22 protein-coding genes are annotated in these 20,070 nt (G+C 51.6%); 12 read left to right on the top strand and 10 right to left on the bottom strand.

Features of this window, described 5'->3' with window-relative positions; all coding sequences use genetic code 11:
- The first annotated feature begins 211 nt into the window (after positions 1–211).
- A complete protein-coding gene (locus tag GmarT_RS29150; RefSeq protein WP_002644966.1) occupies positions 212–1,258 on the top strand; it encodes a fatty acid desaturase family protein in 1,047 nt (348 codons plus the stop codon).
- Positions 1,259–1,334: 76 nt separating this feature from the next.
- Here the strand turns inward: GmarT_RS29150 and GmarT_RS29145 are convergent, their stop codons facing one another.
- Together GmarT_RS29145 and ahcY are read right to left on the bottom strand one after the other, a co-directional pair.
- Positions 1,335–2,354 (bottom strand): sugar phosphate isomerase/epimerase family protein, encoded by a 1,020-nt coding sequence (locus GmarT_RS29145; protein ID WP_002644967.1) that lies wholly within the window; start codon positions 2,352–2,354, stop codon positions 1,335–1,337.
- A 196-nt stretch (positions 2,355–2,550) separates the two neighbouring features.
- The gene (gene ahcY / locus GmarT_RS29140; RefSeq protein WP_002644968.1) at positions 2,551–3,882 is read right to left on the bottom strand and encodes an adenosylhomocysteinase; all 1,332 of its coding nucleotides are present in this window, start codon (positions 3,880–3,882) and stop codon (positions 2,551–2,553) included.
- Between the two features lie 455 nt (positions 3,883–4,337).
- On the opposite strand from ahcY, the gene metF reads away from it, so the two are divergent.
- On the top strand, positions 4,338–5,231 hold the full coding sequence (gene metF / locus GmarT_RS29135; RefSeq protein ID WP_002644969.1) for a methylenetetrahydrofolate reductase [NAD(P)H]: 894 nt from the start codon (positions 4,338–4,340) through the stop codon (positions 5,229–5,231).
- 22 nt (positions 5,232–5,253) lie between these two features.
- Here the strand turns inward: metF and GmarT_RS29130 are convergent, their stop codons facing one another.
- Entirely contained in the window at positions 5,254–6,453 is a 1,200-nt protein-coding gene (locus tag GmarT_RS29130) for a tetratricopeptide repeat protein (RefSeq protein ID WP_002644970.1), read from the bottom strand.
- Positions 6,454–6,672: 219 nt separating this feature from the next.
- Here GmarT_RS29130 and aroE point away from each other — a divergent pair, with 219 nt between their 5' ends.
- From aroE to GmarT_RS29095, 7 genes are all read left to right on the top strand, one after another.
- Positions 6,673–7,530, top strand: a complete 858-nt coding sequence (aroE, locus tag GmarT_RS29125) for a shikimate dehydrogenase (RefSeq protein WP_002644971.1) — start codon at positions 6,673–6,675, stop codon at positions 7,528–7,530.
- Between the two features lie 1,487 nt (positions 7,531–9,017).
- On the top strand, positions 9,018–9,458 hold the full coding sequence (locus GmarT_RS29120; protein WP_157158910.1) for an NUDIX hydrolase: 441 nt from the start codon (positions 9,018–9,020) through the stop codon (positions 9,456–9,458).
- A 72-nt stretch (positions 9,459–9,530) separates the two neighbouring features.
- Positions 9,531–9,803, top strand: a complete 273-nt coding sequence (locus tag GmarT_RS29115; RefSeq protein ID WP_002644974.1) for a hypothetical protein — start codon at positions 9,531–9,533, stop codon at positions 9,801–9,803.
- Between the two features lie 76 nt (positions 9,804–9,879).
- Complete coding sequence (locus tag GmarT_RS29110; RefSeq protein WP_002644975.1) at positions 9,880–10,347, top strand: hypothetical protein; 468 nt, start codon at positions 9,880–9,882, stop codon at positions 10,345–10,347.
- A gap of 44 nt (positions 10,348–10,391) precedes the next feature.
- A complete protein-coding gene (locus GmarT_RS29105; RefSeq protein ID WP_149303559.1) occupies positions 10,392–10,634 on the top strand; it encodes a hypothetical protein in 243 nt (80 codons plus the stop codon).
- Between the two features lie 144 nt (positions 10,635–10,778).
- Positions 10,779–11,600: a hypothetical protein gene (locus GmarT_RS29100; protein ID WP_002644977.1), complete on the top strand. Its 822-nt coding sequence runs from the start codon at positions 10,779–10,781 to the stop codon at positions 11,598–11,600.
- A gap of 302 nt (positions 11,601–11,902) precedes the next feature.
- On the top strand, positions 11,903–12,232 hold the full coding sequence (locus GmarT_RS29095) for a GNAT family N-acetyltransferase (protein WP_081459409.1): 330 nt from the start codon (positions 11,903–11,905) through the stop codon (positions 12,230–12,232).
- Between the two features lie 4 nt (positions 12,233–12,236).
- Here the strand turns inward: GmarT_RS29095 and scpB are convergent, their stop codons facing one another.
- From scpB to GmarT_RS29075, 4 genes are all read right to left on the bottom strand, one after another.
- Positions 12,237–12,992: an SMC-Scp complex subunit ScpB gene (scpB, locus tag GmarT_RS29090; protein ID WP_002644980.1), complete on the bottom strand. Its 756-nt coding sequence runs from the start codon at positions 12,990–12,992 to the stop codon at positions 12,237–12,239.
- Positions 12,993–13,068: 76 nt separating this feature from the next.
- The gene (locus tag GmarT_RS29085; RefSeq protein WP_002644981.1) at positions 13,069–13,542 is read right to left on the bottom strand and encodes an anti-sigma factor family protein; all 474 of its coding nucleotides are present in this window, start codon (positions 13,540–13,542) and stop codon (positions 13,069–13,071) included.
- Positions 13,543–13,701: 159 nt separating this feature from the next.
- Positions 13,702–14,457, bottom strand: a complete 756-nt coding sequence (locus tag GmarT_RS29080) for a Crp/Fnr family transcriptional regulator (protein ID WP_002644982.1) — start codon at positions 14,455–14,457, stop codon at positions 13,702–13,704.
- A gap of 193 nt (positions 14,458–14,650) precedes the next feature.
- The gene (locus tag GmarT_RS29075) at positions 14,651–15,349 is read right to left on the bottom strand and encodes an NAD(P)H-hydrate epimerase (RefSeq protein ID WP_002644984.1); all 699 of its coding nucleotides are present in this window, start codon (positions 15,347–15,349) and stop codon (positions 14,651–14,653) included.
- Positions 15,350–15,558: 209 nt separating this feature from the next.
- On the opposite strand from GmarT_RS29075, the gene GmarT_RS29070 reads away from it, so the two are divergent.
- The 3 genes from GmarT_RS29070 to rpsR all read left to right on the top strand — a co-directional run bounded on the left by GmarT_RS29070 (position 15,559) and on the right by rpsR (position 17,201).
- On the top strand, positions 15,559–16,365 hold the full coding sequence (locus GmarT_RS29070; protein WP_230682394.1) for an SDR family NAD(P)-dependent oxidoreductase: 807 nt from the start codon (positions 15,559–15,561) through the stop codon (positions 16,363–16,365).
- A gap of 165 nt (positions 16,366–16,530) precedes the next feature.
- Entirely contained in the window at positions 16,531–16,800 is a 270-nt protein-coding gene (rpsN, locus tag GmarT_RS29065; RefSeq protein WP_002644987.1) for a 30S ribosomal protein S14, read from the top strand.
- Positions 16,801–16,919: 119 nt separating this feature from the next.
- Positions 16,920–17,201 carry a 30S ribosomal protein S18 gene (gene rpsR, locus GmarT_RS29060; protein ID WP_044236819.1) on the top strand — a complete coding sequence of 94 codons (282 nt, stop codon included), beginning with the start codon at positions 16,920–16,922 and terminating at the stop codon, positions 17,199–17,201.
- A gap of 95 nt (positions 17,202–17,296) precedes the next feature.
- On the opposite strand, the gene GmarT_RS29055 is transcribed toward rpsR, so the two are convergent.
- The 3 genes from GmarT_RS29055 to hisI are packed head-to-tail and all read right to left on the bottom strand — an operon-like array spanning position 17,297 to position 19,766.
- Positions 17,297–17,797, bottom strand: a complete 501-nt coding sequence (locus GmarT_RS29055; protein WP_002644989.1) for a 6-pyruvoyl trahydropterin synthase family protein — start codon at positions 17,795–17,797, stop codon at positions 17,297–17,299.
- A gap of 54 nt (positions 17,798–17,851) precedes the next feature.
- Positions 17,852–19,255 (bottom strand): hypothetical protein, encoded by a 1,404-nt coding sequence (locus GmarT_RS29050; RefSeq protein WP_002644990.1) that lies wholly within the window; start codon positions 19,253–19,255, stop codon positions 17,852–17,854.
- Between the two features lie 25 nt (positions 19,256–19,280).
- On the bottom strand, positions 19,281–19,766 hold the full coding sequence (gene hisI / locus GmarT_RS29045; RefSeq protein ID WP_002644991.1) for a phosphoribosyl-AMP cyclohydrolase: 486 nt from the start codon (positions 19,764–19,766) through the stop codon (positions 19,281–19,283).
- Positions 19,767–20,070 lie beyond the last annotated feature (304 nt).

The following is a 20,070-nucleotide window of genomic DNA, read 5'->3' as shown; positions in this document are numbered from 1 at the left end:
TGTTGTTGCATGTTTCAATTATGCATCACCTCTTTTTCTGACTTATGGTTATAAAGTCGGGAAGATTGGGTAGTTCAGGCAGACTCTGCCGGGGCGCAATGTGATCTGGGCCAATTGTTGCATTTCACTTGATGGTGTTTGGTCTCAACTTTCCGATACGTATTTTAACGATCCGTTTTGAAAGTTTGAGCACAACCAGGAGGTACGTGCCATGTCGGTGACCCATTTTACCGCCAAAGAGATTTCTGATCTCGAGACAAAGTCGACAACTCCCCGTTTTTTACATTCCCTGTTTGGTTCAGCGGCCATCATGGCACTGGCTTTTCAGTGGCCGACAACCGCCTGGCCGTTTGTGATCGGCTGCACGCTGGTTGCCGCTTACAGCATGTTCTGCTGGTCGAGTTGTTTTCATGAAACATCGCATCAGGGTATTTGTGGCAAGCCCTGGGTAAGTATCTGGCTGGGTCGTGCTATCGGCACGATGCTGTTCGTCTCATATACTGCCTACCGTGAAGCCCATATCCGTCATCATGCCTACTTGAATAAACCAGGCGACTGGGAATTGTGGCCCTATTCGGACCCCACGACATCCCTGACGTTTCGTCGCATTTTCTGCTGGCTGGAACTCCCGCTGGGATTCGTGACTTCCCCCTTCGTTTACAGCCGCCTCTGCTTCAGCAGGAAAACACCGGTTAAAAATCCCAAGGTGATCAAAACCATGCGGATTGAATACGCAGTGATGGCCGTCGTCTGGGCAGCCATTCTGGGTGCCGTTACCTGGTTTTCCGTCTGGATTCCTTTCCTGATGGCCTGGGTGATTCCTCACTGGATTGCCAGTGTGATTCAGACCTTCCGTAAATATACCGAACACCTGGGGATGCAGAGTTATGATCCCCTGCTGGGTACTCGTACCGTGATCGGATCGAATCTGATTACCCGAATCTGTACTTACATTAACTTTGATATTTTCGTGCATGGTCCTCACCATCGTCATCCCAAAATTGCTCATAACAAGCTTGTGGAAAAGATGGATAATTACCAGGCGGATAATCCCGATACGAAATATCCTGTTTTCACGACTTATATGTCGGCCATCAAACATACCCTGCCCGCTTTATGGAATCCGGGTGTGGGAATGAATGTCGGGGCCCCTGCTCCGAAAAAAGAAAAGTGGCTGGGAGCAGATAACTTTGTAACGGATGTCGCACGCGAAATTCTTTCCGATCGTGACGTCTCCAAAGTCCATCGGGCTTCATAAAGAAATCGAGATACACAAAACGCCCCCTGATCTACTGGACCAGGGGGCGTTTTTTATTTCATAAACGGTCAGGCGTTTATCTGCGGAACAAACCACGACGGAACAGACCACGTCGGGGGACGTAGTAATTTTCCTGAGAGCAGCAGGGATCGGCAGTCTCTTCCGGGGTCAGTTCTTCCCGGACCTTGAGCAGCAGTTTTTTGCTGGCTTTAATGCCGGCGTACTCATCGAGTTTTTTGCCTTCATATTCAATTCCCACATAACCGTGGTAGCCGGCGTCGAGGACGATCTGCATCATCTTCATGTAGTCCGTGTTGATTTCATTTCCGTCTTTATTGAAATCATGGGTCTTGGCACTGACGGCTTTGGCATAAGGCATCAGTTCTTTGACCCCTTTATAGCGATCGTATTCTTCGCCGGTTTTACGGTCGAGCACGAAATTTCCGAAGTCGGGCAGCGTTCCACATTCGGGCAGGTTGACCATTTTCATCACGCCCGCCAGCCAGGCACCATTGGAGGAGAGACCACCATGATTCTCCACCAGCACATTGATGCCGTACTGCATGGCAAACTCGGTGAGTCGACGCAGGCCATCGGCGGCCAGTTTCTGCTGCTCTTCAAAGCTGCCATTGCTGCGGGCATTCACCCGAATGGAGTGGCAGCCGAGTGTTTTGGCAGCGGTCACCCACTTGTGATGATTTTCAATCGCGAGAGTTCGCTTCTTTGCATCAGGATCGCCAAGCGCCCCTTCTCCGTCAATCATGATCAACACATTTTTCACGCCGACAGCCGCGGCCCGCTTGTTCATCTCAGCCAGATATTTTTCATCGTTGGCTTTGTCTTTGAAGAACTGGTTCACATATTCGACTGCTTCGATGCCGAATTCTTCTTTGGTGACTTTTGCAAAGTCGAGGTTATCCAGTTTCCCGCCACGCAATGCGCGATGCAGAGACCATTGGGCCAGTGAAATGTCAAACAGAGGCTGGTTGACTGCAGTGGTCGCCAGAGCGGAACCGGCCCAGCTGGAAAAGGCGAGCCCGGCAGTGAATGCAGATGTTTGTTTCAGAAAGTCACGGCGTGAAGTGATGCGTGTCATGAAGCAGTCTTTCTCTGTTCGATGGGAAAATTTATTGCAGGATCTGGCTTAACTCCAGTCAGTTTCTGCGATTATAAAAACTCAGCTGCAAAGAGACAATCAGAGTTTTCCCTGCATAACAAACAAACCCTCCGGACCACGATAATGCGTCATCCGGAGGGTGTTTCAAGTTTCTAATTTCAGCAGACGATCGCCGTTAATAGCGATAGTATTCAGGTTTGTAAGGACCTTCGACGGGAATGCCGAGGTATTCAGCCTGCTTGTCGCTCAGTTTAGACAGTTTCACACCCAGTTTGTCCAGGTGGAGACGGGCGACTTCTTCGTCCAGATGCTTAGGCAGCATGTAGACGCCGATTTCGTATTTATCAGATTCATTCCAAAGTTCAATCTGGCCGATGACCTGGTTACTGAAGCTGTTAGACATGACGAATGAAGGGTGTCCGGTGGCACAACCAAGGTTAACCAGTCGGCCTTCTGCGAGGACGATCAGAGCTTTGCCATCGGGGTAAACGAACTTGTCAACCTGTGGTTTGATTTCGATCTGTTCGATGTCTTTCCGGTTTTTCAGGTAGGCGACCTGAATTTCGGAATCGAAGTGGCCGATGTTGCAGATGATGGCTTCGTTCTTCATCTTATCAAGGTGTTCGCCACAGATCACATCGCAGCAGCCGGTGGCAGTGACGAAGATATCGCCACGGCTGGCAGCGTCTTCCATCGTGGTGACTTCATAACCTTCCATCGCAGCCTGCAGGGCACAGATGGGATCGATTTCTGTGACCAGAACGCGGGCTCCCAGACCTTTCATGGCGTCGGCACAGCCTTTACCGACATCACCATAGCCACAGACAACAACGACTTTACCGGCGATCATGATGTCGGTGGCACGCTTGATGCCATCGGCCAGTGATTCACGGCAGCCATACAGGTTGTCGAATTTACTCTTTGTGACCGAATCATTCACATTGATCGCAGGCACGCCCAGTTTTCCCTGTTCGTGCATCTGGTGCAGACGGTGAACGCCAGTGGTCGTTTCTTCGGTCAGACCTTTGATTTCTTTCAGCAGTTCCGGGTACTTCTCGTGAACCATGACGGTCAGGTCGCCGCCGTCGTCGAGAATCATGTTCAGACCCTGTCCGTCGGGCCAGAACAGAGTCTGTTCGATACACCAGTCAAACTCTTCGTCGTTCATGCCTTTCCAGGCGAAGACGGGCACGCCTGTCGCTGCGATGGCAGCAGCAGCGTGATCCTGGGTGGAGAAGATGTTACAGCTGGACCAGCGGACTTCTGCGCCCAGAGCGGTCAGAGTTTCGATGAGGACTGCCGTCTGAATGGTCATGTGCAGGCAACCCGCGATCCGTGCCCCTTTCAGGGGTTGATCTTTACCGTATTTTTTCCGGAACGACATCAGACCTGGCATTTCCGTTTCAGCCAGTTCAATTTCCTTACGACCCCAGGCAGCGAGCTTCTGGAATTCTTCTGCGCTGTAATCCTTTACTTTATACGGCAGTGAGTTGGTTTCGGTCGACATTCTCAATCCTTGTTGGTTCAATAGAAAAGGGGAGTATCTAAATTCAATTCAAGCAGCAATCGACTTGAATCATCGTTTTAAAGCTGTTTTACTTGAGCGGAAAAAATCACACTGACCAGAAACAGCATCATCGACTATTATATAATTGAATGGAACGGAGCTGATTCTGTGTTTCTACAGAGTCTTCAATCTGAGGTCATTCATCTCTGAGTCAGGGAAAGGTGATTATCACTGTTGCTTCATCTAGTTCAGGAAGCATAAACTGCCATCATCCGAGTCTGAAATCAACGTGGTCTACCCTGACTGCAAGATAGGCAATACGAACCGGGCTGGCAATAGAAAATACAGGTTTGTTGACCTGCAAAACACATAATTTATACACTACGCTAGCTGGAATCTCTCTCATTTTAGATCCTGACAGGCGAATTTAAACCCTCTGAAGACAAGAAAACCTAATGCGCATCAGTGAATTATACCAAGGTGGAACGTTTGGCCTCTCTGTGGAAATCTTCCCCCCACGCAATGAAAGCGGGGATGCAGAGCTGTTTAAAACGCTGGAAGAGCTGGTTCGTTATCAACCCGCTTTTGTTTCCTGTACTTATGGCGCCGGGGGGTCTACCAGTAAACGAACCATCGAATTATGTGCGCTGATTCAGAATCAGTTACATAATACAGCGACCGCTCATTTTACCTGTGTGAATTCGACCCGGGAGGAACTGGTCGAATGGCTGCAGAATGCCGTCGATGCGGGCATCACCAACATCATGGCTCTGAGGGGTGACCCTCCTGCCGGCCAGGAAACGTTTGTTCCCGCGGATGGGGGCCTGAAATATGCCAATGAGCTGGTATCGCTGATTCGTAAACATTTCCCAGATATGGGTATCGGCGTTGCCGGCTATCCCGAATGTCACCCGGAAGCCTCGGATGCCGAGGTCGATCTGACGAACCTGAAACGGAAAGTCGATGCCGGCGCCGACGCGATTTATACACAACTGTTCTTTAACAACGAACACTTTTATCAATTCCGTGAGCGATGCCTGAAAGCGGGAATCGACCGACCGATCGTTCCCGGAATTATGCCGATCACCGAGTATCGGCGGATCCAGCGGATCATGTCGATGTGCAGCTCCGAGTTCCCCGCCGATCTGGTAGGCCAACTGGAAGCGGCGCAGGATGATCTGGAGGCCCAGTTTGAGATTGGGGTGGAATATGCGATCCGCCAGTGCGAGCAGTTGATCAAAGAGGGTGTGCCCGGGATCCACTTTTATGTCTTGAATCGTTCACAGGCCTGCAAACGGATATTCGATGCCCTCGGTTTTCCGGAGACCCAGGAGAATATTGCGACGTAGTCAAAGAGGCTGCCAGCGTGAATCAGCGCGTCGGCGTGGGTTGCCTGCTTTGAAACTGGTACACCAGATTTTTCCAGGCTGCTGCCTGCTTCTGTTTGCCCAATATTTCCAGGTGATTGGCAATCTCTTGTGCCATTTCAACGTCCGGTGATTCCAGTGCACCGCTGGAGACGATTTTATACAGCTCCCGATGACTGGCGGCCAGCTGCTTGACGCGTTGAAATTTCTCCGCCGCCTCTGCTTTTTTGCCCAGCGCCTGCAGCAGCATGGCTTCCTCCTGCAAATATTTAATCTCTCCCGGATGCAGACGGGAGGCTGCCTGGATAGATTCGAGCGCGGCAGATGTTTCTCCCTGCTGTTGCTCCAGGCGACTCTGCAGCCACAGCCAGCGGTCATCCTGCTGGAGCTGTTGCTGAAAATCCTCGGGCTGGTTTTCTAATTCGGTCACAAGTTGCTGAACCGCTTCCAGTTCTCCCAGTTCAAGATAAAATTCAAAGGCGACCAGCAGAGTTTCCACGTTTTGGGGTTCCGCCTGTCGGGCCGCTTCGAGATAGGATTTTGCCTGGTCGATCTCTCCCAGCTTCCAGTGACAGTAAGCGAGGGCCCGCATGATGGAAGGTTGTCCCGGTTCTTTCTCATTAATGCGGTTCAGCAGTTTGATCGATTCCTGCGCAATCGGGTTTTTATGTTCGGTATTCAGCAGATGATACAACTGGAGGAACTGGTTCGGGCAGGTCTCCAGGCTGCGCTCCAGCAGGTTTTCCAACTCTCGCAGACGAATCTGGTTGAAATAGATCCACTGCAACTGTGTGACTGCTTCCTGTGAATCCGGAAACGCAGCCAGATGTGCTTTTAAAGTGCGTTCGGCCTCGGCCAGCTTAGCGGTGTTTTCATAACTGCGTGCCAGCGCAAAGGAGGACCGTCGGTAATCGGGAAACGTTTCGTTCAGTTGAGAGAGCGACTCAATCGCCGCCGGATAATCTTTTTTCACGAAGTAACATTCACCAGCCAGAAGTTGTGCGCGTGGCTGATCGGGTTCGAACCAGCGGAGCCACTCGAGTTCATTTAATGTGGCATCCGGCTTCCCTTCTGCCAGGAAGCGTTGTGCGCGACTGAGGGTGACACGCGCATTGGATCTCACGTTCCAGCCGACAAACAGGAAGAGGCAAACAGGCAATAGAACCAGGAGTACTGCCAGCGTGATGAGAATTCGTTTTTTCAAACGTCAAGTTCTTTCGGACAGGTGTCAAAATGTTACTGATCAGAGCGTCGTGTTTCAGATTTTCAGTTTACGCGGGAAGTGGACCCGCTGCAATCAGGGAATCCGGGGATCGGCTAAAGTTGTGACTTGAAACGGGGACGCGTATGATGGAATCTCTGTGCCGAACCATTCAGCGCGAAGGCGTTTTTGCTCAACCCAAATTCAGGAACTGATGACATCATGACAAAGCCGTTGAATTTCAAACAGGAACTGACGTGCGTTTTCGGGCAGCCGGTGGCAGAGAACCCGACCCAGTGCATGATCGAGGCGGCTTACAAAGCCTGTGGTCTGGAATGGCGGTATCTGACGATTGAGGTCGCGCCTGAAAATCTGGAGTCGGCGGTTGAAGGGTTGCGGGCAATGGGCTTTCGCGGTGCGAATCTGACGATTCCCCATAAAGTCGAAGTCATTCAATACCTGGACGGCATCAGCGATGCGGCGGCGATGATGGGAGCCGTCAACTGTATTGTCCGCCAGGGCGATCACCTGCTGGGTGATAATACGGACGGCAAAGGTTTCGTGCAGTCATTAAAAGAAGTAACCGATCCGCAGGGGAAGAAGATCGTGATGTTTGGTGCCGGCGGTGCAGCCCGGGCCATTGGTGTGGAGACGGCGCTCGCGGGAGCCGCAGAAATTACCATCGTCAATCGCAGTGCCGAGCGCGGCGAAGCGCTGGTCAGGCTGCTCAATGAAAAAACCGAAGTGCGCACCCGCTTCGAACTCTGGGACGGTAATTATACATTGGCCGATGATGTCGATGTCGTGATCAACGCCACGTCGATTGGCCTGTATCCCGATGTGGACGCGGTCTTCCCACTCGATTTCAGTTCACTCAAGTCGAACATGATCGTCTCAGACGTGATCCCCAATCCTCCCGAAACCCACCTGCTCCGCGAAGCAGCGAAAATCGGCTGTCCGACGCTCGACGGCCTGGGCATGCTGGTTAACCAGGGCGTGATCGGCTTCCAGCTCTGGACCGGCGTGGACCCCGATCCCAAAGTGATGCGGGCCGCGCTGGAAGAAGTGTTCGGCGTCTGAAAGAAACGCAGAATCATTTCAACAGGATCGAATCCCCCAAAATTCAGGGTGGGCCCGAATATAATTCGGGCCGAGCGCAGCGAGCAGGAGGTCATGGCTGACACGTTCGAATCAGAGCCATGTTTCCTACCTGCTCCAGGCAGAGTAAGGCTAAACTGATCAACAGACAATGTTCACACTACAACTTCCTGTTGTCTCCGACAACACCGAATTTCATTCGGTGTTACCCACTAGATTGGTTGAGTTGAAATATTTCTTGATTAAAATAAAGGTTCCAGGAACCAAAAACAGGTTCGGGGCAACCCGTTTCGGGAGGTTTCTCGGGGTTTGTATCAGCACCGTCGGACAAGCCGACGTTGGCACACGCACGTCTGATCCGATAGGGGATATTGCAACTAATAGAGGGGTTTTCGTGTGCCACGGACCGGCTTGTCCGGCCGTGCCGAATGGGTATAGGAAGCCCGATTATGGATAGTACGTGATAGCTGCGACCTCCTGCTCGCTGCGCTCGGCCCGAATTTCATTCGGGGTTACCCTTTTTTCTTATGGCTGGTTTTGGGTTTTCGTGGTCGAAATTTCTGATTGGGGTGTCTCAGCTGTTCCCATTGTCCGCTATGCCGTGTTGATCGTCGCCAGGCGGGCTGACACATGGGACAGCCCCTATCGGCAAGGCAGGTCGGATGTGTTGTTCTGAATTGTGCGCTTGTTCTGTCAGTTTCCTGTTCGCTGCGCTCACCCCGGATTGCATCCGGGGTTACCCTTTTTTACTTTCACGTTAGCCGCGGTTTTTGTGAACGGGATCGGAAAGCCGGAGGCAAGGGTTCAATGGCTCATCGGGAATGTTCTATGGTGAATATCGATGACAGCTTTTTGAACCTCCTTTTTAATCTTCGAGTGGTTCGGGATTTTCATCTGCGGGGACTGGGGCGTTTCTTTTATAATGCTTTGGAAAACGTGTATGGAGACGTTAATACCAGCACTGTCGGGCAAGCCGACAGAGGCACCCGCACGGGGGAGAGGATATTGAAAGTTTGTTATTGTTGTGGAGTTCATTCTGGTGTTCGATCTGTGGTTCAGTGGTCTGTGGCTTGTTGCATTGTGACTATTTTGTGGAAAGGCGTGGGGAGGTCAACGGGAATGAACAATAAAATGTGGCGATGGGCGTTGATAGGGGGCCGATGTTTGGCGGTGCTGAGGTGGTGCCGGGACGAAAGCCTGCGATGTGGGGCGACCCGCAGGATCACATCACGAACCGGTGTCATTTCAGGCAGTGCAAATCTGGAAAAAACAGGCCCATTTGTAGTGAAGAATACAAACAAGTGGCCCGTGTTTCGGTGCACTGTAAACTGGGCACGCGCGCGACCCAGATCAACGCTTATCGCCAGTGGCGCGACGGGGTCAAGTTCAGTTTGAGCAGTCGCGGTGACCCGATTTTCACAGTGCCGTCTATACAGTTGATTGTGAAAGGGATAATGAGGGAGAGAGAAATGCAGATTCGCACCAAAGTCATTATATCACTGATCCACCAGGGGCAGGTGTTGCTCTCTGAGGGGTTTGATCCCAGCAGGAAATTCCAGTTTTATATTCCCGTCGGCGGAGGCGTCGAATTTAGAGAAAGGCTGCAGGATGCCGCTGCGCGGGAGCTGTTTGAAGAGCTGGGGCTGAAAGATCAGACGCTTGAGTTCCTCAATTTTCATGAGTCGATTTTCGAATTTAATGGGGTTCCCGAACATGAAATCATGTATCATTATCAGTGCCGCATCTCTGATTCTGTGAAAGCTGCTTTGCTGGCAGAAGGGATTGAGTCGGATGGCGCGACGTTTAAGGTGACCTGGTTTACGGGTGAAGAACTGGCTGCGATACGGAAGGGACTGGTGCCGCCGAAGATCTATGATGATTTGTGTCCGGTGCTGTTACAGGATGATTGAGGGAATCAGGCAGCTCACAGTCGCTCCTTTCAAGTAAGAACTTTTGAATCGAGTCCAACAGCAATGAAAAAAATGGATCTGTATCCTGCGTTAATCAACTGGCCGTTTCTGATCATGGGATGTCTGATCGGAGCCAGCGGCGGAGGCCTGATTGTTCTGCTGGTGATTGGTTACGAACTGATTCGCGTACAGAGAATAATCAATACGCTGGCTGATGACGTGACCGCCGAGATCATTCGCTCGTATTTTACCAGAGACAATGCCTATCACTGGATTCCCTGGCGCGACCAGGTGCGGGGGATTAATGAAGAATCATACACGAAAAATCAGCCAGAACGTGTCTGAGCTTTTGTAAACGGGAAAACCCCAGATTTTTCCGACCGCTTTAATGCCTTGATGGAAAATCAGAAAGGAGTCTCTGATGTTGAAAAAAGTAACGTTTCTGATGTGTCTGCTGATCACCGGTTTCACCGTTGTAAATACACCGGCTGCAGATGATTCAAAAGAAAAACAGATCTTTACGATCAAACTACTGGAGCAGACTCAGTCCGGGAAGGTGAAACGGCTGTTGGACTGTGACGTGCAAGTGAACCCCCAGGGAAAGATCCGTTCTTTTTCCGGCGGTCTGGAGCCAGGATTTCAAGGGGAACAGGAGCTGAAGTTTGGCGTCTGGGTCAAGGGGACAATCAAACCGGCGGAGAATGGAAAGTACCGGACGCTACTCAAACTGCGTTGGACCGAACGCGTCTCTCAGCTGAAAGGAACACAAGAGACAGGCACCCAGCTCACCAAAACCGAGGCAGTCGAAATCCGGACATTTCTGGAGAAAGGGAAAACAAAACGACTCAGCTGCGGCGGTCTGCAGGCAGTGGAATTACGTCTGGATTGATGTTGCATTTAACAGAAATCAAAAATCATAGTAGAGGTACCAACGTGAAACAGTTTCCCATTACCCGTAAACAATACTGGATATTTCTTATTGTGTTCTCCTTGTGTGCCCTGCTCGGCTTTGCGAGTCTGATTGTGGGCGAAATCTTTCTGCCGCGCAATGTTGGCGGGATGGAAGGCAGGATGGCGATGTACCGTTCACTGGGACTGTGGTCGCTTGCCTGGCTGGGGATTGCGGTCTGGGCCGGTTACCGTCTGTGGACTGGTGTTTCAAAGGGAAGAGAGTGACAATTTTGAGTCACAGAGTTTGCTCTGTGGATTTGTTGATCTGATTGAATTTACACATTTTTCATTGGAGTCATCGGGAACATTATGGCATGATATTCGGATGTCTCTATTCGATGAAGGTTCAGGAACAGAAAAAGGACTCCGATGAAATTTCTGCTGACAGGTATCATGCTGCTGTGTTGTTTTCATTCCACCGTTTCAGCAGACAGTTTCACAATCGGTGATAAAAAAATTGAAGTCCCGGCTCCGGCAGGCTATGCGCGGGTGACTCCTGACATGGGGGACGTTTATCGCCTGGCGCGCAATCTGGCCGATCCTGCCAACGATCTGCTGGCCTATTATATTCCCGAATCAGCTGTCGCCGCAGCGAAAGCGGGACAAATGCCGCCCCTCGACAGGACCTTCATGCTGAAGGTGAATAAAAAACTGAAAACCGCAGAGCTGGGTACCGGGGATTTTGCAAAACTGAAAGAAGCAGCGATCCAGGAAAACAGGAAAATTACAGAGACGTTGAAAAAGCAGTTGCCCGATCTGTTTGATAAATTGAATCAGGGAATCAGTAAAGAGTTCGATATGGATTTTGCGATGAAGGTTTCGCAGGTGGTGCCCCTCGACCCACATTACGATGTCCCGAATGCAATGGCATTCTCCATGTTCGTGACTTACAACGTGTCCGCGGCGGGAGAGAACTTGGATGATGTGGTCTGTTGTACGACGACCTTTCTGGATACAGACGGCAAAGTTCTGTTTCTCTATTGCTATGCGCCTCAGGATGAACTCAGCTGGACGCAAAACGCTGGCAAAGACTGGGCCGAATCGGTGATGGCCAGTAACCCTAAGCCCCCGACAGGTACAGTCGAAGGAGGCGGTTTCCGTAAATACCGGGGTATGGTGAAGTGGATTATCGCCGGCGTTGTCTTTTTACTGATCTCCGTGTTTAAGGGTCGGGGCAGCAAATCTGCTTGAGCTTCTGACAGGCTGAACCGAACACGTTCCCTCGGGAGCGTGTCATTGATTTACGTGTTTGTAACCGTCTTCACGTAGGGATTGTAGAAGACAAGACCGTACTTCAAATGTGTTACTTCCTTTGACGAGTCCCGAATCATGGGCTTCAGAGTCAGACAAATTGAATTAGATGATCTCGCTGGATTTCGCGCAGCGCTGCAACGCGTGGCAGCGGAAAAGAAATATCTGCTGACCGTCGAGCCCCCTTCCCTGGAGAACATGGAGGCGTACGTCAGACATAACGTCGAACAGAATCATGCCCAATACGTGGCCGTGATCGAGCAGCAGATCGTGGGCTGGGCCGACTCATTCCTCACGTGCGCGATTCCGTCAGACATGTGGCGCGACTGGGCATGGGAGTCCTCCCTGAATTTCGAGGCCAGGGAATCGGTAATCAACTGCTGGAACGCGCGATGGCACATGCCTGGGAACAGGGATTGAAACGGCTGGAGCTGGAAGTGTTTGCCGATAACGAAGTCGCGCTGAACCTGTATCGCAAACACGGTTACCAGGTGGAAGGCGTGAAGCGGTTCGCGAGATGCCTGGACGGGGTCTATCAGGATATTGTGATCATGGGCCAGTATCGAGTCTGAGGATTTACTTGTGACTCAACGATTCGATGTAGGGCAGCTCTTCGATGTTGCCTAAGCCGAAGACCTGCAGGAAGCGGGCGGTGGTGATGTATTTGACTTCCGCTTTTTTATCTTCATTGCGTTCGATGGCGATCAGTTCGCGTCTGAGCAGCTGGCGGAGGATGCCGTTGGCTTTGTCTTTGCCTGCTTCGATAATCTGCTCTTTACTGATCGGCTGCTGATAGGCGACGAGCGCGAGGACTTCGAGGGCATCCTGTGAGAGCTTGACTTCTTTGGGACCGAAGCCATACACGCGGTTGCGAATGCGTTCGAAGTCATGCCTGAGGATGAGGCGGTAGCCCCCTTCTTCCATGCGGATCTCATACGGTCGCGCCTCTTCGATGTACTGGCGGTTAAGGTCATCCAGTAAATCATCGACATAGGAAGAAGAATACTCATCGTTGAGCAGTGAGCAGAGCTTTTTGGTCGTCAGTGGTTTGCCGCCGACAAACAGGGCGGCTTCGATGATGTGACGTGGAGGAATGCGGACTTCGCGCTTTACCGATGTACTGCTGCTTTTCGGCTGCTCGACGGTTTCTTCGGCCGCCGGTTCGTCTGGCAGTTCCAGATCCCGTTCAACGGCTTCGATGGCTTCCAGCGTCCGTTCGTAATCGGCGTCGATCTCTTCATCGACCTGACTGCTCGCAGCGAAGGCGGCCAGAAAGTCGTCTTCGTTGGAACTGGTATCGTCGTTGACGGGTTGTTGTTCTTCTTCAGACATCCCCTCAATCCTTTCAGGGAATCAGACAGTATCGCTCAGAGTGCCAGACAGGTGATCAGCGAGTCTTTACAGAGTATCAGTCATTCAAAGCCAGCACATACGCTTCCCAGTCCGCCTGCTTTTGCCGGGCGGCTTTGAGCTGGGCCGGGTTATTGTGCATATTAGCTTCAATTTCATCAACCTTTTTCTGGCATTTGGGACAATGGGCGAGATGAACCTGCATCTGTTGCTCGGTATGCTGGTCGAGCTGATGTGCGAGATAGTCATTCGCATAGTCAAGGGCCTGCTGGCAGTTAATGCCTCCGGGCATTTTTTTGCCGGCAATCTGATCGCCGGAGGAGCCCGCGGAGCCCGAAATCTGATACATGCCGACGAATCCAATCAGGCCGACGACCAGGCAGACCGTCAGGATCTCGGCACCGGTGATCAGGTGGCTGATCTGCTTACGTTTTTTCATCGCTGACACAAACTGACACAGGTCACCTGGTGCGCAGTCGCGCCATTCTGTTTCGGTATCGATTGAGGATGGAGTTGGGTTGTTTTTGTTCATGTTCAAACCTCCTGCTACATCAGCAGGAATTCTGCTTTCTTTCTTTTGTGGGACTTTTCCCCTGCTTTTATTATCGTAGCCAGTGCCCGTATGATCTGTGAGATAGCATACAGTTTCCCTGCATTTCAGCTGACTGTGGGGAGAATGGCGGGATTTATTTCAGGCTTCGGCTCCTCTTAAGACGAATTCACCCGACTGATCTGGTTTCGACTGGAAGGCGGGTGTCAGTTTAAAATCAATCGAATGTGCCAGGTACCGGGCTTTCCGTAAGATAATGTGTCGCTTCTGGATGTCGATGCTGCGTTCGTCCTGAAGTTCGCCCAGCAGCACGGTCACGGTTTCCCGCGTGCTGCCGATGATGCTGGCCAGTTCCTGATGCGAGAGCTTGATGTTGATCAGAATTCCTTCATTGGTGAAGCGTCCATATTTTTCTGCTAACTCGAGCAGTAAATGAGTGAGACGATCGCGGTTTGAGCGAAACAGTAGCGATTTAAGGCGCTGTTCGATCCGTTGTCGCCTTAAGCCCATCAGCTTGGTCACGCCCAGCGAGACGGTCGCGTGATGTTCCATAAGATCCTGAATGATCTGCCCCGGGATGCGGAGAATCGAGGCTTTGAGCATGGCTTCTGCATATTCTTCGCGTTCACCACCACCCAGGATGGCCAGCTCGCCGAAGAGTTCGCCGGGTTCGATCAACGCCAGCAGGGCCTGTTTTCCTTCGGTTGTCAGATGATAGAGTTTGATTCTGCCGGACAGGAGCAGATAAACCGAATCGCTGCTTTCTGTGGGGAGGTAAACCATATTTCCGCGTGCAAAATTCCGAACCGAGGAATTACGTTCGACATGCGCAATCTGATCCTGACTCAAGCGTTCAAAGAGATCGCAGTTCTTCAGATACCAGAAATTTTTGTCCATGGAGACGAACCTTGCCCTGTTTCCGTTCACAGGGAATGACATGAGAAAGCCAACAGTGATTGTAGATTCCGGAAATCGCGTGCACCGTCTGCTACCTAATATACAGCGTGAGAAGAGGTTTTGAGAACCCCCGTTTTACTGAAACGGGCTATTTTTTGAGTTTGCATTGATTTTACACAAAGCGGAAAACGGATCAATTTTCGCCGGAATCCTGTTTTTGCAGGAGATCCTGCACGATTTTGCGTGGTGCACCGATTGGCAGAACATGGATGGTCCCCGTGTACTGCCGGGAATCGGGATTGGCGAAACCTTGTTTTTCGGCGACGAAGGTCGCGGTCTGATGGGCGTGAATACATTCGCCCAGTGGTAGTCCGGTATCGCAATCGAGGCCTGAAGGCAGGTCGACCGCCAGCTTGAAACCCGGTGCCTGATTGATGATTGAAATCGCGGTGGCGTAGGGTTCGCGAATTGTGCCTTGCACGCCGGTCCCCAACAGGGCATCGACAATCCAGTCGGCTGAATTGAGGAATTCACAGAATGCGTCCGGCTGATCCAGGTCGGGATCAATGTGCATGTCGATTTCCATGCGTCGCGCCACGTGAAAATTGATGGCGGCGTCCCCTTTGAGTTCTGAGGGATCCGCCAGCAGATAGATTTCGACAGGCATGCCGGCGTTATCGAGATGACGGGCGATGACAAAGCCGTCGCCGCCGTTATTGCCTTTGCCAACACAGATTTTCACGGGTCCCGTTGCTTTCAGAGAGGTAAGCAGTTCGAACACGCCACGGCCGGCGTTCTCCATGAGGGCGACGCCGGGTAAGCCGAATTCCTCGATGGTGCGCTGGTCAACACTGCGTACTTCGTCGCGGCTGAGTCTGTCGACAGGGGTCATTTTTCTCCTCGAATTCTGATTCTGACTTGATTGAGCAATGAAAAAAGGGTGAAAAATCGATCAAAGTAAGTTTATTATCAGTGGTTACGGGGTTTTCAACAGAGGGAAATTGAATTACGATCTCCGAGGACGCGGGCAGCACTTCTTCCCGACCTCTTTTCAAAATGGAAATCTCAGTCTCCAAACAGGATACTTCTGGAGAGTCAGCAGTGATAGATGAATATTCTGATCGATGGGCTCTGATTACGGGTGCTTCATCCGGAATCGGCCTGGAGTTTGCGCACCGGCTGGCTGCCCGGGGAATGCATCTTGTGCTGACGGCCCGACGTAAAGAGAAACTGGAAGAACTGGCTGCAGAACTGCTGACCCGGCATGGCACAAAAACCGAAGTGGTTGTGCTGGATCTTTCCGAGCAGGAGGCCCCTGCCCGACTGTATGACGAAGTCAAAGCGCGGGGCGTGCAGGTTGAGTTGCTGATTAACAATGCGGGTTTCAGTGTGGTTTCTGATATCGCAGCGACGGATCGGGAACGGGTGATGCAGATGGCCCGACTGAATATTGGTGCCCTGACAGACCTGACTTATTTTTATCTGCCCGAGATGATGGAACGGGAGCACGGGGGGATTATCAACATCGCCTCGGTTGCTGCGTTTCAACCGGTTGCCTACATGTCAGCTTATGCGGCCAGTAAAAGCTATGTGCTGCATTTCACAGAAGGCCTCTGGGCCGAAGCCCGCGATAAAGGTGTGACGGTAACGGCCCTTTGCCCGGGAACGACGCAGACCGAGTTTTTTGATGTCGCCGGTGTGGAAGGCTGGTTGAAGAAACATCGTTATCAGACCGTTGACCAGGTGGTCAAAACCGGTCTGAAGGCGCTGGAGAAGAAGCGGCAGTACACGGTATCCGGCTGGGGTAACTATTTTCTGTCGCTGCTGGTACGCATCGCGACCCGTCGCACGGTGGTGGTGGAATCCATGAAGTATTTTCGACCGCAGCCCCCCAAAGAGAAAAAATAGCGCGCATGTACACTTTGTCGCTGCCTGCGAGCAGGGGTTCGCGTTGAAGTTTGCGTTTTTTTAGTTGATTTTGCTTTGAAAACAGCCCGCCAAGTTGACGATCTGGCGTGGCGGGCAGTATAACTGTCGTTCCCTATTTTGGAATTTGTCGCAGAAGGTATATAAATGGCTTCCAAATCGAAGATTGAAAAACAGAAACGAAACGCAAAACTGGTTGAAAAGTACGCCGCTGTACGGGCAGAACTGGTTGCAAAAGGTGATTACGAAGGGCTTGCTAAACTGCCCCGTAGTTCCAGCAAAACCCGTCTCCGCCGTCTGTGTCAGCTGACCGGACGTCCCCGTGGCAACTATCGCAAGTTCCAGATTTCGCGTATCGCTCTGCGGGATATGGCTTTAGATGGCCTGATTCCCGGCATGAAGAAATCAAGCTGGTAAGCTGATCGTTCCCACGAGGTCGAAGAGTGTGATCTTCGATTCCAGCCAGCAACAGGAAATCAGCGTCGCCCCGGCTTTCGGGTGTCCCTAGTTTACGGCGCATGAAAAAGGAAAACAGAATGTCAGTCGGTTTATCACGTAAAGAGATTGTCAAACGGCGGAAAAAACGAGCTCGTCTGAAAAAGAAGCTCAAATGTCGGTTCTGCCCGGATGGTAACATTCCACGTCCCGTCTATGTCGATTACAAGGATCTGAGAACACTGCGTTCTCTCCTGGATCGCGAAGGACGTATTCTGCCTCGTCGTCGCACAGGCACCTCAGCCCTGTATCAGCGTGCTGTGCGTAAAGCCGTGCTGCGAGCTCGCTTCATCGGTCTGCTGCCTTACGTTGCAGAAGACTAAGCTGCGAAGCGAAAAAACGATAAATAAAAAAGCTCTGGACCAGATCAGTCCAGAGCTTTTTTGTTGAGTTTGTTGTCGACTGGATTCCGCGAGGCTTACCAGTGCAGGCCGGTCGGAAAAGAATCGGTCTGAAACGCATCCAGCAGACTGTGTTCGGATTTGTCTTTCTGATCGATGGTTGCTTCCGCACACGATTCTTCGGTTTCCCAGATGACGACTTTGACAGCCTGGACGCCCAGGTCGTTGAGCAGGTTCGGGCAGACTTCATCCAACAGGTAGCGGGCCATGTTTTCCGCCGTGGGATTGTAGGGCAGTACGAAGTACTTGGTGGGCTCGACCATGCGGATCGCGTTCAAGCCGTTCTCGTCCTCGATATTTAGCAGGAAGCCGTGATCCCAGTTTTCATCGATCCAGCCTTTGAGCAGGCTTTTGAGGTGCGCAAAATCGATAATGCGTCCGACCGCGTCTGTATCGGGACCGGTGACATAAAAGTCGGCCACATAATTGTGACCATGAAAAAACTGGCATTTCCCTTCATGGCGGAATAAGCGGTGACCCGCATTAAACTTGATCCGCCGCATGATTGTCATACCCATGATATTATTTCGACCTCGTAATAAACGTAATTCGTAATACGCTGATTGATATTATTAACTGTCCAGCAGAGATTTCATGCCCTGCGTCATCACGGCGTCAATACCGGGATCGCAGAAGGCCACACTGACTTCGTAGCCACCTGCGGGATATTCTTCCGCGACGGGAATGTACCAGGGTCCGCCATCTCCATAAGCGGCTGTTGCGATAAACTGATCAGGCTGAATGCTCTGTGCACGCAACTGGTACTCGATAAAGCTCTCCGCCGGCAGGTGCAGCGTTTTGATATCATTCATCTGCAGAGAACTGAGTGTAATCGGAATTTTCTTCTCGACCCGTTGTAACCAGGCCAGCGTGTAGGAGGGTCGATTGCGATTCACAACGCTGTTGTCTTTGTTGGAAATTGTCTTCGTCAATTCTTCTACGCTGAAAGTGCTGCGAACGGGAGGTAAAATGTCATGTGTTTTCCAGGTCAGCTGTCCGACCGGTTCCGGTTTGAGCCCTTTTTCGGAAGCGATAATGCCATCATAGATGCGCTTTGCCAGAATCCCCCGCAGGGGTTTGGTGCCATCGTTGTACTTGCCGGCTGATACATTCCCGGCACAGCCTGTGAAATAAATGTGTGTGCAGCCTGGTTCTTCCTGCTGACGCTGTTTACGGGCGATACCGGTGAAGTCACTGCTGACGCGTCCGTCGCCGTAATAGCTCATGGGATGCGTCGAATAGTAATGACAGGAGACCAGTTTTTTGTCTTTGTTGTAAAAGGCGATCGTTTTCAGGAATGGATCGATAGTCCCTTCGGTCATGCTTCGCAGGGTCTCGTCTTTGCAACTGCTACCTCGCATGCGGACAATTTTCCCGTTTTTGTCGCGGTCAATCCGACGGTTGGAGGCGACCTTGTCGACTTTCCCCTGGCTGTGTGCAACATGCGTTACGGGCTCTGCTTTGGGAAGGGCCGCGGTGACTGCTTTACGGGCTTTGTCCAGACATTCATTGAAGAAGTCGAGCTCGACGATGTGCGGCAGGTCACCTTGTTCCAGGATGATCTGTTCGGCGTTCAGGCAGGCGAACGGCGCGTTATGCTGATGCACACACTGAACGGCCACCCGATCAATGGTGGTACCGGCAGCTTCAGCCAGCGCAGTGCGCCAGGCGATATGAGCGTCATTCAGCAGCCCGGTCCAGTCGACGGCGCAGACGACAATCGGTTTGCCGGCTCCCAGCAGAACGTAGCCGATGGCTTCCAGTGAATCGTCATATCCTACGACCGGTTTGATCCAGCCGCCGCAGAGGGAATGCCCTTTGGGAGGAGAAACATCAAACCGGAAGGCCGCGATATGCAGATTCGGATTGCGGGTTGTGTCTGCCTGATTCGCGCAGGCCCACTCATCAAGGGAAAATGCAGTGCCTGTCGCAGCCAGGGAGGCAGCGAGAAAGTCACGTCGACTGAATTGGCTCATAGGTCACCTGTGTTCGTGGTACAGTTTACAGTTTGGTCGGATTGGGAGCGTCTCCGTAGACATCTTTGGGGTCGAATACTTTTTCTGTTTCGGTGAACTCCAGTGCCAGGCCTTTTTCTTTCGTCTCTTCACCCACGGGCACGCGGCGGTAGAAACAGGAACGATAGCCTACGTGGCAGCTGGCTCCGCCTCCCATGACATCGACCCTTAACCAGATGGTATCCTGGTCGTCGTCAATCAGCAGAGCTTTGACTTTCTGTACGAGCCCGCTGGTGGCACCTTTGTGCCAGAGTACCTGTCGGCTGCGGCTCCAGTAAACGGCTTCGCCCAGTTCGATGGTTTTTTTGAGTGCTTCCTCATTCATATAAGCATGCATGAGCAGTTCACCCGACGTAAAGTCGGTCGTTACGACAGGAATTAAACCGTCTTGATCAAATTTGGGGGCCAGTTCATTTCCTTCTTCCACCTGCTCGACGGTTGTCCGTGCCGCGAATTGAATTCCATCTGACATGATTTTGTCTTTCCTCACTTCAATTTAATCTTTTGTCTGTCTGTGGAGAGAATCTCCACTTCTTACTACCCGTAAAACGGGGTCTTAACTGATAGCAGAGCCATTTGCGGATTCGTTTCTGAAACCGGTGATTGCTCTGGTCTGGATAACGGGATATTCCCGGGACGGGATCTGGTTCCCTCCACGGGGAGTTTTGAATCTGTGTGACTGGTAACATCATACGCAATGGCTGCGGTCAGACACACGTTCTCGGGCGCTCTTCAAGCGGAAATTAGCAGATTTCCTGCGTTGAGGTACGGATTTC

The sequence above is a fragment of the Gimesia maris genome, from assembly GCF_008298035.1.
Taxonomy (GTDB): domain Bacteria; phylum Planctomycetota; class Planctomycetia; order Planctomycetales; family Planctomycetaceae; genus Gimesia; species Gimesia maris.
The sequence above is the reverse complement of the archived record's forward strand: the minus strand, read 5'-3'. Positions and strand labels throughout refer to the sequence as shown.